Source organism: Curtobacterium flaccumfaciens, from assembly GCF_018598405.1.
Taxonomy (GTDB): domain Bacteria; phylum Actinomycetota; class Actinomycetes; order Actinomycetales; family Microbacteriaceae; genus Curtobacterium; species Curtobacterium aurantiacum.
Map to the genome: position 1 here is coordinate 144,131 of NZ_JAHEWS010000003.1, position 13,891 is coordinate 158,021.

General features: G+C 71.0%; 12 protein-coding genes. 4 read left to right on the forward strand and 8 right to left on the reverse strand.

What is annotated here, in order from left to right; genetic code table 11:
- Positions 1 to 54 precede the first annotated feature (54 nt).
- From KK097_RS03220 to KK097_RS03240, 5 genes are read right to left on the reverse strand one after another with little or no spacing between them, the layout of a single operon-like run.
- Positions 55 to 3,081, reverse strand: a complete 3,027-nt coding sequence (locus KK097_RS03220) for an alpha-mannosidase (protein ID WP_214543669.1) — start codon at positions 3,079 to 3,081, stop codon at positions 55 to 57.
- A 14-nt stretch (positions 3,082 to 3,095) separates the two neighbouring features.
- Complete coding sequence (locus KK097_RS03225) at positions 3,096 to 4,493, reverse strand: glycoside hydrolase 5 family protein (protein WP_214543670.1); 1,398 nt, start codon at positions 4,491 to 4,493, stop codon at positions 3,096 to 3,098.
- Positions 4,493 to 5,470 (reverse strand): carbohydrate ABC transporter permease, encoded by a 978-nt coding sequence (locus tag KK097_RS03230; protein ID WP_214530428.1) that lies wholly within the window; start codon positions 5,468 to 5,470, stop codon positions 4,493 to 4,495. The genes KK097_RS03225 and KK097_RS03230 overlap by 1 nt, the downstream gene beginning before the upstream one ends.
- Positions 5,467 to 6,345 carry a carbohydrate ABC transporter permease gene (locus tag KK097_RS03235; protein WP_214530427.1) on the reverse strand — a complete coding sequence of 293 codons (879 nt, stop codon included), beginning with the start codon at positions 6,343 to 6,345 and terminating at the stop codon, positions 5,467 to 5,469. Before KK097_RS03235 ends, KK097_RS03230 begins: the two co-directional genes overlap by 4 nt.
- Positions 6,346 to 6,378: 33 nt before the next feature.
- Entirely contained in the window at positions 6,379 to 7,653 is a 1,275-nt protein-coding gene (locus tag KK097_RS03240) for an ABC transporter substrate-binding protein (RefSeq protein WP_214543671.1), read from the reverse strand.
- Between the two features lie 118 nt (positions 7,654 to 7,771).
- On the opposite strand from KK097_RS03240, the gene KK097_RS03245 reads away from it, so the two are divergent.
- Complete coding sequence (locus KK097_RS03245; protein ID WP_214543672.1) at positions 7,772 to 8,803, forward strand: LacI family DNA-binding transcriptional regulator; 1,032 nt, start codon at positions 7,772 to 7,774, stop codon at positions 8,801 to 8,803.
- Positions 8,804 to 9,052: 249 nt separating this feature from the next.
- Here the strand turns inward: KK097_RS03245 and KK097_RS03250 are convergent, their stop codons facing one another.
- A complete protein-coding gene (locus tag KK097_RS03250; protein ID WP_214543673.1) occupies positions 9,053 to 9,883 on the reverse strand; it encodes a helix-turn-helix domain-containing protein in 831 nt (276 codons plus the stop codon).
- Positions 9,884 to 10,015: 132 nt separating this feature from the next.
- Here KK097_RS03250 and KK097_RS03255 point away from each other — a divergent pair, with 132 nt between their 5' ends.
- Genes KK097_RS03255 through KK097_RS03265 form a run of 3 tightly spaced genes read left to right on the forward strand, consistent with a single transcriptional unit; the run spans position 10,016 to position 13,177 of the window.
- Positions 10,016 to 11,587 carry a sensor histidine kinase gene (locus KK097_RS03255; RefSeq protein WP_214543674.1) on the forward strand — a complete coding sequence of 524 codons (1,572 nt, stop codon included), beginning with the start codon at positions 10,016 to 10,018 and terminating at the stop codon, positions 11,585 to 11,587.
- 39 nt (positions 11,588 to 11,626) lie between these two features.
- Positions 11,627 to 12,289 (forward strand): response regulator transcription factor, encoded by a 663-nt coding sequence (locus KK097_RS03260; protein ID WP_214530422.1) that lies wholly within the window; start codon positions 11,627 to 11,629, stop codon positions 12,287 to 12,289.
- 30 nt (positions 12,290 to 12,319) lie between these two features.
- Positions 12,320 to 13,177 carry an EamA family transporter gene (locus KK097_RS03265; RefSeq protein WP_214543675.1) on the forward strand — a complete coding sequence of 286 codons (858 nt, stop codon included), beginning with the start codon at positions 12,320 to 12,322 and terminating at the stop codon, positions 13,175 to 13,177.
- Between the two features lie 68 nt (positions 13,178 to 13,245).
- Here KK097_RS03265 and KK097_RS03270 read toward each other — a convergent pair whose 3' ends face one another.
- Positions 13,246 to 13,398, reverse strand: a complete 153-nt coding sequence (locus KK097_RS03270) for a hypothetical protein (protein WP_181420993.1) — start codon at positions 13,396 to 13,398, stop codon at positions 13,246 to 13,248.
- A 102-nt stretch (positions 13,399 to 13,500) separates the two neighbouring features.
- Positions 13,501 to 13,833: a hypothetical protein gene (locus KK097_RS03275; protein ID WP_214530420.1), complete on the reverse strand. Its 333-nt coding sequence runs from the start codon at positions 13,831 to 13,833 to the stop codon at positions 13,501 to 13,503.
- Positions 13,834 to 13,891: the final 58 nt, after the last annotated feature.

Below are 13,891 nucleotides of genomic sequence, written 5' to 3' on the forward strand. Positions count from 1 at the left end.
GCGGTCGCCGACCGGGGCCGCCGCCGGGACACCCGAAGTCCCGGCGGCGGAGTCTCAGGCGCGAGTGCGCGGGAACCGGAAGGTGCGGACCTCGTAGGCGTCGACGGCGAACGAGGACGCATCGACCGCCTCAGCCGAGGCCAGCGGCTCTTCGAGCAGGGTCACCTCGACAGCAGGGCCGAACGCAGCCCCGTCGGCCTCGGACACCGCGATGCCCCCGGTCCCCCGCTGCCCGGACGGCTCGTAGACGCGAACGACCAGGTCACCCGACCGGTCGTCGGCGAGCTTCACGCTCGACAGCACGACGTCGCCGGACACCTGCACGAGCGGCGCGAAGCCGTGCGCCCCGGTGATCGTCCGCGCGCCCGCGTTCATCCGCACGCCGGCCGACGTGGCACCGAGCTGGTCGGTCCCGATGACGATGCCGTACCGGTGCGTCTGGATGCCCTGGTCGGTCTCGGGGTCCGGGAACCGCGGTGCCCGCAGCAGCGACAGCCGCACGGTGGTGGTGACGTGCCCGTCGACGGCGTCGCGCGTGGTGTCGAAGCCGTGGATGGAGTCGTTCACGAGGGCGACGCCGAAGCCCGGCTCGGACACGAGCACGTAGCGGTGCATCGAGGTCTCGAACTTCGCCGCCTCCCACGAGGTGTTCGTGTGCGTCACCCGCTTCTGCGCGCCGAACTGCGTCTCCGCGACGGTGTGCTCGGCGCGGACGTCGAGCGGGAACGCGACCTTGAGGAACTTCTCGGTCTCGTGCCAGTCGGTCACCTGGTCGAACTCCAGGGTGCGCGACCCCGGCGCCAGCACGATCTCCTGCGTCACCGTCGAATCGCCGAACGCCCGGGACACGACGACCCGTGCGACCCCGGCCTCGTTGACCGACGCGGTCAGGCCGGTGGTCGACACGAGGTCCTCGACGCGGTTGCGGTAGTACCGGTCGACGTCCCACGCGTCCCACATGTTCGGGAAGTCCTGGTGCAGCTGCAGCAGGTTCGCCGCCTGCCCGGCCGCGATCGCCTCCCGCCCGCTCGCCAGGTCGACGGCGCTCGTCACGAGCCCCTGCGCGTCGACGACGACCCGCACCAGGTCGTTCGCCAGCACGTACCCGCCGTCCTGCTCGGTCAGGGACACGGCGGTCACCGCCGGCACGTCGGTCGCCACGACGGCGCCCTGCGCTGGTGCTCCGGCCTGGAGGAACGGGGCCGGGTTCACGACGACGGCCGCGTCCCCGGTACCGGCGAGCGCCGAGAGCGCCTGCTCGATGATCGTGGTCAGCGCCGCGGCCGTCTCGGCGTAGCGCTCGACCGCTTCGCGGTGCACCCACGCGATCGAGGTGCCCGGGAGGATGTCGTGGAACTGCTGGAGCAGGACCTGCTGCCACAGGGCGTCGAGTTCGTCGTACGGGTAGGCGAAGTCGGTACGGGCGGCGGCGGTCGCTGCCCAGAGCTCGGCCTCGATGAGCAGCTGCTCGCACCGGCGGTTGCCCTGCTTCGTGCCGTGCTGCGACGTGAGCGTGGCCCGGTGCAGCTCGAGGTACAGCTCCCCCACCCACACCGGCGGATCGGTCAGCTCGGACTTCGCGCGGTCGAAGAACGTGTCCGGGTGCTCCCAGCGGACCTTCGCGCTGCCCTCGAGGTCGGCCAGCCGTGCGGCGGTGCCGGTCATCTCGCGGGTGGTGCCACCGCCACCGTCGCCCCAGCCGACCGGGGCGATCGAGCCGGTGGCGAGCCGGTTCTCGCGGAACTGGCGGGAGGCCTTCGCGACCTCGCTGCCGGACAGCCGCGAGTTGTAGGTGTCCATCGACGGGAAGTGCGAGAACACCCGCGACCCGTCGATGCCCTCCCACAGGAACGTGTGGTGCGGGAACTTGTTCACCTGGTTCCACGAGATCTTCTGCGTGAAGAACCACTCGAACCCCGCGCGGCGCATGAGCTGCGGCAGCGCCGGCGAGTACCCGAAGCTGTCGGGCAGCCAGACGCCCTTGGGCCGGATGCCGAACTCGCGCTCGAAGAACCGCTGGCCCTGAGAGAACTGCCGGACGATGCTCTCGCCGGTGGGCATCACGGTGTCGGACTCGACCCACATGCCACCGATCGGCAGGAACCGGCCGGCCTCGACCGCGGCCGTGACGCGGGCGTAGACCTCGGGGCGGTGCTCCTTGATCCACGCGTACTGCTGCGCGCTCGACATGCCGTACAGGAAGTCGTCGGTCTGGTCGATGAGCTCGGTCATCGTCGAGGTGGTGCGGGCGACCTTCCGGATCGTCTCGCGCACGGGCCAGAGCCAGGCGGAGTCGATGTGGGCGTGCCCCACGGCGGAGATCGTGTGCGCCGAGGCCTCGGCCGGGGCGGCCAGCACCTCGGCGAGCGCCGATCGGGCCTCCCCGGCGGTCTCCGCGATGTGCTGCAGGTCGAGGGCATCGAGGGCGTCGTCGAGGGCCTGCAGGATCCGCATGCGTCGGGGTCCGGCGGGCAGTTCGGCCTGCAGTTCGAGCAGGACGTCGATGTCGAGGGCGAGTTCGTGCACCTCGGACTCGAAGACGGCGAGCTCCATCCGGCGGGTGGCGTAGAGGCGCTTCGAGGACGAGGTCTGCACGTCGCCCTCCTGCGTCGGCAGGAAGGGGTGGTAGTCGAGCAGGACGGGGTTCGACGCGGCCTCGACGAACAGTTCGACGGTCTCGCCGCCCTCGGCCCGCTCGGTGACCAGGACCCACTGGTTGCGCGGGTTGATCGACTTCACGGGGGTGCCGTCGGCCAGGTAGACGAGTCCCTCGCACTGGAACCCGGGCATGTTCTTGTCGAAGCCGAGGTCGATCACGGCCTCGACCCGGCGCCCGGCCCACTCGGTCGGCACGGTCCCGGTCAGCCGGAACCACGTCGTGCCCCAGGCCGCACCCCACGGTGTCCCGACCTCGTAGGGCTCGAACGCGAGCGCGAGCCCCTCGGTCGGCGGGATCGGCTCCCCCGGCAGCTCGTGCCAGGCGGTCTCGAGGGCCGTCGTGGTCGCGTGCACCGCGGGGGTGATCCGCTCGTCGAGCACCCGTCGGGCGCGTCCGGTGGTGAGGGGGATGTCGTCGTGCATGTGGCCTTCCTGGGTCAGGCGGTGGTCGCGGGGTGGGCGACGCGGACGGTGGTGGTGTCGAGGTCGGACGGCACGTCGACGCAGCGGTCGACGCCGCGGGCCGCCAGCAGTGCGGTGTCGGACAGTCGGGAGCGCAGGACGACCTGGGGCCCGCGGCCGTCCGGTGCGGCCTCGGCCAGGGCGAGCCAGGCGGCGGCGAACCGACCGCCCGGGGCGCAGTCGGCGCGGGTGCCGTGCCGGTCGGTGCCGTCGGACAGCACGTCGTCGAGGACGAGCGCGGTGGTCGGCGGTGCGGCACGGGCGTCGCGGGTGTGCTCGGCGCGGGCGAGGGCGGCGAACGCCTCGCCGGCGGGCTTCAGCCGTCCGTCGTTCGTGAACAGCCCGAGGTCGTACTCGAGCTCGGGGAAGTCGGCGAGCGACCGGGCGACGTCGTGGGAGCACCACCACGTCACCCCGAGCACCTGCTGCGCGTCGAGGACGTGCCGGATGGTCTGCTCGGTGAACGCGGCGGCGTCGGCGGGGTCGACGACGTTGGTGGGGGCTCCGACCTCCTGCAGCCAGTTCGGCCGGCCGGCGTCGCGGTTCCAGGCCGCGGCGAGCTGGAGCAGGTACTCCCCGTGCCGCACCGACCCGGCCCCGAGGGCGCCGTGCAGGGCCGCCGAGCCGTTGAACACCCACGAGTGCGTGACCGTGGCGTCGCCGTGGTCCGCCGCGTGCTCCGGGCCGAAGGGCTGGGCGTCGTCGTACCAGGCCGCGTCGTACTGCGCGACGGTGACCAGTGGCCCTGGGCGCGACCCGGCGGCGGGGGTGACGGCCGTGGCGGAGCCGAGCCGAGCCTCCAGGCCGGACGAACCGGACGACCCGGCCGACTCCACCGACCCCGATGACAGCCCCGCTCGCGCCGCCGCGACCATCGTCGCCGCCCACGCGTGCCCCTGCTCCGCCGTGATGGCGTGCGGCGCGGGGTGCGGGGCGTGCGCGAACTGGTTGACCTCGTTGCCGATGGTGATCCCGAGCAGGTTCGGCTTGCCGGCGACCGCTCGGGCGAGCGCCCGGACGTACGCGGCGGTCGACGCGACCACGTCCGGGTCGGTGAACATGTTCCGGCGGTGCCAGCTGTCGAGCCAGGACGGCACGAAGTCGAAGCTCGACAGGTGCCCCTGCAGGGCGTCGACGTTGACGTCGAGCCCGAACGACCCGGCGAGGTCGACGACCGTCGCGACGTCGTCGAGGGCCTGCTGGCGGATGAGCGTCCGGTTCGGCTGGACGAGCGGCCAGAGCGGGAAGATCCGCACGTGGTCGGCGCCGATCGACGCGATGGCCTCGAGGTCCCTGGCGGTGTCCGACCGTGAGAAGTCGAGCCACGAGTGGAACCAGCCGACCGAGGGCGTGTAGTTGACCCCGAAGCGCATCAGCCCTTCACACCGCCCTCTTCGACGCCCTTGAAGAAGAAGCGCTGCAGGACGGCGAAGATCACGGCGATCGGGATGAACGCGATCATGGTGCCGGCTGCGATCATCCGCTGGTCGGTGGCGAACGTGCCCTGCAGGTACTGCAACCCGACGGTCAGGGTGAGGTTCTCCGGTGACTGCAGCACGATGAGCGGCCAGAGGAAGTCGTCCCACGCACCGATGAACGAGAAGATCGCGATGACGGCGATCGTCCCCTGCACGGCGGGCAGCGAGATCCACCGCAGGCGTTGCAGGGCGTTCGCGCCGTCCATCACGGCGGCCTGGTCGATCTCCTCGGGGATCTGCCGGAACGCGTTGAACATCAGCAGCACGTTGAGCGCCGCGATCATGCCGGGCAGGGCGACACCGACCAGGTTGTCGGCGAGGCCCAGGTCCTTGACGGTGACGAACTGCGAGATGATCGTCGCTTCCCCGGGCAGCACCAGGGTGCCGAGGAACAGCCCGAGCACGAGCTTCCGGTGCCGCCACTGCAGACGGGCGAGGGCGAATCCGGCCAGGGTCGCGAACAGGATGTTGCCGAGCACGTCGATCGCGGCGACGAGCAGCGAGTTGCCGATGTAGCGCCAGACGGGGATCGCGGCGGCCACCTTGAGGTAGTTGTCGAACGTCGGCTCGGACGGGATGAAGGACGGGTTCGCCGTGTAGATGTCCTCACCCGCGCCCTTGAGCGAGGTGGACAGCTGCCACAGGAACGGGCCGATCGTGATGAAGAGCACCACGATGAGCAGGACGTAGCGGATGACCTTCTCGCGGGTGGACATGACGCCCCAGACCGCGCGGCGCCGCTTGCGTCCGTCGCGTCGGTCCTGCCTGGAGGCCCGTCCCGCGTCCGTCGCGCCGGTCACGTCCGGCGTCGGGCTGGCTGCGCCCTGCGCGCCCCCGATGACGGGTTCGGTCGTGCTGGTCGTGTTCGTCACTTGTCCGCCTTGCTGTTCATCCGGGCGAGGGCGAGCATCGGGATCAGGGTCACGACGAAGAGCAGGAGACTCAGGGCGGACGCGTAGCCGAGGTTGCCGGTGAAGCCGCGGGCGTACTGCTGGATGAGCATGACGAGCGAGTTGTCCTGCCCGCCGGGCCCGCCCGTGCCGTTGGTGAGGATGTAGAGCTCGCTGAACACCCGGAGCGCGGAGACGCACACCAGGATCCCGACGAGCGTCATGGTGCCGCGGACCCCGGGCATCGTGACCGACCAGAAGCGTCGGACCGAACCGGCGCCGTCGAGGGCGGCGGCCTCGTGCAGGTCCTTGCCGACGTTCCCGAGGGCGGCCAGGAAGATGATCATGTAGTAGCCGAGCCCCTTCCACACCGTCAGGCTGATGGCGCTGAGGAGCAGCAGCCACCGGTCGGTCAGGAACGGCACGCTGCCCTGCACGATGCCGAGGGCCTGTGCCATCTCGTTGATGACCCCGCGGTCGTCGAGGATCCACGTCCAGATGAGGCCGACGACCACCGCGGAGGCGATGACCGGCGTGTAGAACGCGGTGCGGAAGAACGCGATCCCGGGCAGCTTCTGCTGCACGAGCACCGCGATGAGGAGCGGGAGGACCGTCAGCAGCGGCAGGCAGACCGCCATGTAGATGACGCTGTTGAGCAGCGCCTCCCACACCTGCGGGTCGGCGAGCAGGGTCTCGAAGTTCTGGACCCCGACCCACTGACTGACGCCGCCGAGCGGGCTCGCGTTCGTGAACGACAGCCGGACCGTGTTGATCGAGGGCCACAGGCTGAACGCGACGAGCCAGATCAGTGCCGGCAGGACGAGCAACCAGGGCGTGTACCAGCGGTTGGCGCGCATGGCGATCCTCCCTCTCTCTTCTTCGGGGCTGGATCAGCCGTTGGCCAGCAGGCTGTTCATCTTGGTCTGGGCGGTCTCGAGCGCCTTCTCCGGTGCCACCTGACCCTTCATGACGAGGGCGATCTGCTGGTCGAGGAAGTCCGTCATCGCGGAGTTCGCCTCGACCGGGTTGATGACCTCCGCCGACTTCAGGGCCTCGTTCGCCAGGACCCGGGCCTCGCCGTTCACGGTGCCGTCGTCCTTCGAGAAGTACGGGTCGGACTGCGACGACGTGGTGGACGGGAAGATGTTGACCTCGTGGGCGAACGCCTCCTGGTTCTTGGCGTTCGTCATGAACTTCGCGAAGGCCTCGGCGGTGGCGAGGTGCTTCGACTTGCTCGACACCGACAGGCCCTGCACGTAGAGCGGCGGGGTGTCGAGCGCGGGACTGACGGTGACCTTGCCCTTGAGCGACGGGTTGTTCTTCTCGAAGTCGGCGAGCGAGGTGGCGCCACCGGTGGTCCAGGCGACCTTGGCCTGCGTGAACAGGGTGGAGTTGCCGAGGTAGTCGCTGTTCAGCACGTTGGAGGGCATGTAGCCGTCCTGGTACGCGTCCTTGTAGCGGTCGATCAGGTCAGCGGCCTTCGACGAGTCGGCGAAGGTGAACTTCGTGCCGTCGGCGTTGAGCACCTTGACGCCGGCGAGCGTGAAGTCCCCGAGGCCGGGCTTCCGGCTCATCAGGTAGTCGGTCGGGCAGTTGTCGTGCATGGTCTTCGCCTGCGTGAACAGCTCGTCGGTGGTCTTCGGCGGGTTCTTCGCGTCGAGCCCGCACTTGGCGAACATCGTCGCGTTCCAGTAGTTCACGTCGGTGTTGAGGTACCAGGGGTACCCGAACGTGCCGTCCACTCCCTTGTACTCGTACGAGTCCAGTGCCCCGGCGACGTAGGTGCTGGCGAGCTTCGGGTCGTCCTTCGCGACGTCCTGCAGGAACCCGCGCTTCGCGAGCGGCAGGGCGATGTCCGGCGGCAGGTTGATCACGTCGGGCAGGCTGTTCGACGAGGCCTGGCTGAGCACCTTGTCGGCGTACCCGTCGCCGGGCTGGTCCTGCAGCTTGACCTTCGCGTCCGGGTGGGCCTGCTCGAAGTCCTCGATGACCCCGTTGAGGTAGCCCGTGTAGGTGGGCGTCAGCGCCCAGGTCTGCAGGGTGATGGTGCCGCTGATCTCGCCGCCGCCGTTGTCGGCCGCGTTCCCGCCGCTCGAGCAGCCGGTCAGGACGAGCGCCGTGGCGGCGGCCGTCGCGAGCAGCGCGGTGGCGCGGCCCCTCGTCATGCGTGTGGTGGTCCTCATGGCGTCTGACTCCCTCGTCATAGCTGAACCGGTTCAGCAGCAGTCACCGAACCCGTGTGTGGCAGCCACTGTGGATGACTAAAGCGCTATAGTCAACCCCGTGGCCACCAAGCGTCGAACGACGATCGCCGACATCGCCGCGCGGGCCGGCGTGTCCATCAGCGCGGTGTCGTTCGCCTTGAACGACCGACCAGGCGTCTCCGACGAGACCCGACGTCGCGTGCGCGAGATCGCCCGCGAACTCGACTGGCAGCCGCACACCGCCGCGCGGGCACTCGGCGGCGCGAAGGCCGGCTCTATCGGGTTCGTGCTGAACCGACCAGCGCGGACCCTGGGCACGGAGTCGTTCTTCGGCGACCTGATCTCCGGCATCCAGCTCGGCCTGGCCGGCACCCACGTCGGCATGAACCTGCTCGTCGCGCGTGATGCGGACGAGGAACTCGAGACCTACCGGGACTGGTGGCGCGGACACCGTGTCGACGGCGTGATCGTGATCGACCCCCGTCGCGACGACGCCCGGCTCGCCCTGCTCGCCGACCTCGGCATGCCGACCGTCGTCGTCGGCTCGCACCCCTCCCCCGACGGCGCCGCACCCACGGTCTGGATCGACGACTCGGACGCCACCGACACCGTTCTGCGGTACCTGCACGCCCTCGGGCACCGACGCATCGCGCACGTCGCCGGGCGTCCGGAGTTCGAGCACACCGCGATGCGCATGGACCGGCTCCGGGCCTTCGCCGCTGACGAGGGGCTCGACGACGCGGTCTCGGTCCCGACGGACTACTCGGCCGAGGCCGGCGCGAGCGCCACCCGCACGCTGCTGTCCCGGAGCGTCCGACCGACCGCGATCGTCTACGACAACGACGTGCTCGCGGTCGCCGGACTCGGCGTGGCGAGCGAGATGGGCGTCGCGGTGCCCGGCGACGTCTCGATCGTGTCCTTCGACGACTCGGCGATGATCCGGCTCGTCCGGCCGGCGATCACCTCGCTCACCCGCGACACCGTCGAGCTCGGGCAGCGTGCGGCGACCCTGCTCCGCGAGCAGATCGACGCCCGTGTCCCACTCCCCTCACGCCCGGGCCCCTCGCTCACCCTGAGCGTCCGCGAGTCCACCGGCCGCGCCCCCGCCTGACCCGCTCCGGACGTCGGCCCCAACGGCTTGCTCCCGCTCCCGCTGCCGCTGCCGCTGCCGCTGCCGCCGCTCCCCCTCCCGCTCCCGAAGCGCGGCGCGGCTGCCTGGATCTGGCGCGCACCTACCGGTCGGCGACGGGACGACGTGGTCTTCTCCGCGCCGTGACGGTTCTGGTTCAAGAAACCCGAGGATCGTGAACCAGAACCGTCATCGATGCGGATCGGAACCTCCCACCCCCGCGGTCGACGGTCACCGGCGGTTCGTCGGGCGTCGGACCCGCTCGAGGGACCGCCGCATGGACGACGTCGTGCTGAAGCCGAAGCGGGTCGCGACGTCGGGCGGGTGGTCGCCTCGGGTGAGCGCGCTGCGGACGGCGAGACTGCGGTACCAGCGGCCGAGCTGCGCGGGCGAGCAACCCGTCGCTGCGGCGCACCGGCGCTCGAGCGTGCGCTCCGACATCTGGACACCGACCAGGAGGGCCTGCAGAGACGACGGACCGGCCGAATCGAACAGGCGGTCGAGGACCCTCGCGAGACCGTTGTCGCCGAGCATCGGGGGTGGGTTGTCGCGGAGCACCGTCGTGACGACGAGCCGGGCGAGGGCCTGCTGCTGCGCGCCGTGCCACCTCCCGCCGTCGAGGTGCCCGACGTGGCGCAGCGCGAGGCCGACGTCGGGCGAGGGCGCACCGGGTGGGCCGGTGCTCGCGATGGGCGGGAGTGCGAGGACCTCGTCGGCGAGCGGGCCGAGCGTTGCGGCACCGACGAGGACACCGGTGAGCGCGAAGAGCGCCTCGTGCGGGAACGCGTACGTCTCCGCGACGTGGGGCGGGGCAGAGCGTTCCGGGCCCGTGCTGATCGTGATCGTCGCGTGCCCTTGGACGAGGGCAGCGGTGCCGGCGTCGATGATCGCGATGTCGTCTCCGCGCCGGACCCACACGGAGCGGGACCGCGTCGCCACCCAGACGTGGGTGCCCGTCGGTTCGACGTCGAGCGTCCACGCCTCGTCGTCGGACCGGACCTCGGTGCCCGGCCCCACCCGGAGCCCGACGGCGTCGATCAGTGCTCGGAGCGCATCACCCATCCGACGAGCGTGATCCACGAGCAGGCCGCGCGGGCGTGCATCGGGCGGCCTGTGGAAGAGGGGGGATAACCCCACCCGGGGTGGGGAGAAGGCAGGATGGGGGAACGGCTCCGCGATGGCGAAGCTGGATGCATGACCGACACCGACCGCCTCGACCAGGCGCGAACCGTCCCGCTGGACGACGTCACGCCCTCGCCCGACCAGGCCCAGACCGTCCCGCTGGCCGACTCCGTGCCCCCTGGAGCCACCAAGCCGATGCCCCAGTACCCGCGCCAGCACCACCAGGCCGACGACCACGACCGGCAGTCCCCGCCGGCGTCCTGGAGCGCCACCCCGCCCGTCGGGCCCCGTCCGGTCGGTGGCTCTGGTCGAGGGTCCGGCATGACGGCGGGGCAGTTCTACCGCGACGCGTGGAAGCGCCTGCCGCGGGACTTCGGTTACATGGCGCTCACCGCCGTGCTGCTCTGCACGCTGTACTTCGCGTTCCCGACGGCGATCTTCGGTGGCGGCTTCCGCGACCTGTTCAACCCGTTCGTCCTGCTCATGTTCTTCATCGCGCTGTTCGTGGCGCGGTGGCTCGGACAGTTCGAGAAGCTCCGCATGAGCTGGGCCGACCCGAGGCCCATCCGCCCGGTGGACTGGACGCCGCGCTGGCAGCAGAACTGGTGGACCCGCACGGGATCGGCCGTCGCCAACCCGCACTACTGGCTCTACCTGCTGCACGCCGCGGTGGTCTACCCGTTGGCGGCGGTGGCGACCGTCGGTACCGGTGTCCTGCTGCTCGTCGCGTTCTTCTGGCCGATCGTCGTGGTCGGCGCCTGGGCCTTCGGCGGGGTCGGGACGCTCTCCTACCCGAGCTGGGACTACGGGGTCGTGGCCGGTGTCGGTGTCGCGGGGCTGCTGTCGATGGCCGCAGCGGTCGTGCTCCTGCCGCTGTGGGCCCGTGGGTCCGTCCTCGCGCACTACTGGATCGACTTCGGCCTGCTCGGCGGGTTCCGCGCCGAGGTGCTCGAGCGTCGTGTCGCCGGCCTGCAGGCCTCCCGCGCCGGTGCCGTCACCGCCGAGGGGCAGGCACTCCGCCAGATCGAGCGCGACCTGCACGACGGCCCCCAGCAGCGCCTCGTCCGACTCCGGATGGACCTGTCCGCCGCCGAGCGTGCCTTCGAGAAGGACCCGCAGAAGGCGAAGCAGCTCATCGGCGAGGCCTCCGAGCACGCCCAGGACGCCCTCGACGAACTCCGGGCACTGTCCCGCGGCTTCGCCCCGCCGATCCTGCTCGACCGCGGACTCGTCGCGGCACTGGAGGCACTGGTCGCCCGCACCCCGATCCCGGTGGGGCTCGACGTCCGGCTGCCCGAGGGTCTGGAGCTCGCCACGGAGATCCAGCGCAACGTCTACTTCACCGTGAGCGAGCTCCTGACGAACACCATGAAGCACGCCGGTGCCACCACCGCCGGGGTGTACCTCGGTCTCGTGGTGGACGCGTCCGGCCTCTGGTACCTGACGGTCAGCGTCACCGACGACGGCCGGGGTGGGGCCCGACCGCAGCAGGGCCACGGCATCGAGGGTCTGATCGGCCGCATGCGCGCACTCGACGGCGACCTGGTCGTGTCGAGTCCCGAGGGCGGCCCGACCGAGGCCACCGCCCGGATCCCGCTCGGCGCGCTGAACGGCGTGCCGACGGCGGCGAACCAGCGGTCGTGACCCCACGGGAGCCCGCGCGCTCCCACTAGGCTGGTCGGCATGACAGACGGCCCGGATGCAGCACGCATCCGGGCCGTCGTCGTCGACGACGCCGTCCTGCTGCGCGAGGGCCTGGCCCGCGTGCTCGACGAGGCCGGCATCGACGTCATCGGGCAGTACTCCGACGCCCGGGGCTTCCTCGCGACCCTGCCGGACGGTGCGCCCGACGTCGTGGTGATGGACGTCCGGATGCCGCCGACCTTCACCGACGAGGGCGTCCGCGCCGCCGTCGAGACCCGCCGGATCGCCCCGCGCACCGGTGTGCTCCTGCTCTCCCAGTACGTCGAGGCCACCTACGCCGAGGACGTCCTCGCCGCCGGTGCGACCGGCATCGGGTACCTGCTCAAGGACCGCGTCACCCGGCTCGAGGAGATCGACGACGCGGTCCGCCGGATCGCCGCCGGCGGCACCGTGCTCGACCCCGAGGTCGTCACGCAGCTGATGAGCCGGCGCCGTGACCCCCTCGCCGCCCTCACCCCGCGCGAGCGCGACGTGCTCGGGCTGATGGCGGAGGGCCGCACGAACGCCGCCATCGCCCGCGCCCTGGTGATCGGCACCGGCGCCGTCGAGAAGCACGTGTCGAGCATCTTCGGCAAGCTCGCGCTCGAGGACACCGGAGAGGACCACCGCCGCGTCCTCGCCGTCCTCGCCTACCTCGGATGAACCGAGCCCGAAGATGAACCGAGCCCGAGGATGAACCGGGTCCCCGCACCCCTGCTCGCCCTGACCGCGATGGTGTCCGTCCAGCTCGGCGCCGCGATCGCGAAGACCCACTTCGACGACGTCGGCGCGGTCGGCGCCGCCACGCTCCGGCTCGTCATCGGTGCCGTCGTGCTCGCCCTTGTGGTCCGTCCCCGCGTGCGGTACTGGACGCGAGCGCAGTGGCTCGGGGCGATCGGCCTCGGCCTCGCGCTCGGCGGCATGAACGTCTTCATCTACCTGTCGTTCGCGAGCATCCCGATCGGCGTCGCCGTGACGATCGAGTTCCTCGGACCGCTCGCCCTGTCCCTCGTGCACACCCGGCGCTGGCGCGATGCCCTGTGGGCGGTGCTGGCGCTCGCCGGGGTCGTGCTGCTCGGCGTCGGTCCGACCGCGGTGACCGAGGTCGGCGGGGTCGTCTGGGCCGTCCTCGCCGCCGGCTGCTGGGCGGGTTACATCGTGATGAACCGGCACGTCGGCGCCGCGATCCCCGGGGTCGACGGCCTGGTGGTGTCGATGGTGGTCGCGATGCTCGTGTCGCTGCCGTTCGGGCTCCGGTCGGCGGTCGACGGCGTCCTGCGCGAGCCGACCCTCCTGATCGTCTTCGGTGCCGTCGCCGTGCTGTCCAGCGTGCTGCCGTACGCCCTCGAGATGCTCGCGCTCCGGCGGATGCCGACACGGGTCTTCGGGGTGCTGCAGAGCCTCGGCCCGGCGATCGCCGCCCTCGCCGGTCTCGTGGTGCTGGCCGAGGGGCTCTCGGTGCTCGAGACGGTCGCCCTGGCGTGCGTCACCGCAGCGAGCGTCGGCGTGACCCTGTCGGCCCGCCGCCGACGCGGCGGAGCCGCGGGGTGAACGAAGAGGAGGCCCGGATCACGTCCGCCGACAGCGGTACGTGATCCGGGCCTCCTCGAGAAGACCGTCTACTCGTCGCGCAGGAAGTCTGCGTACGTGGGTTCCGACTGCTCACCCGACAGGAGGGCCGGATCGTTGATCCGGCGCTCGACGTAGGCGCTGATGACCTCGGGCGGGGTGAGCACGTGGGCGACCCAGGACGGCACCGCTGTGTTCTTCATGGTGCCTCCTCCTCCGGAGCAGCCCTCGGACCGAATGCCTCGATCAGTGAGTTACTTGCTGAACCGGTGTTCGCTAAACCATCCTCGGGGTGCGTGCGGAAGTCAACGCAGTGCGGTCTGCGGACTCCGATTCGCGCGGTCGGCCTGGTCCACCCGCAGCGTCCGGTGCTTCACCGCGGAGCGCCACACCCAGGCCTCGGCCTGCTGCCCGAACTGCGCCCACTCCACCAGTACGGCGTCACGCGTCCAGCTCTTCGCGAAGGCCTTCACGCGGACGTGGAAGGTTGGGAACTGGATCCAGGCCCAGACCGGCTTGGGGGTGACGGCGTGGCAGACGTCATCGCCGCGGGCGTCCTCGGACAACGAGTACGCGCGCGGACGCTCGACCTCCGGGTGTTCCGGGGGCTGCCACCGGTTCTCGCGACGCCGTCCCACGACGGTATTCGAACGTGTGTTCGAACGACAGTCAAGTCGACCGCGCCGTCTGGACGAG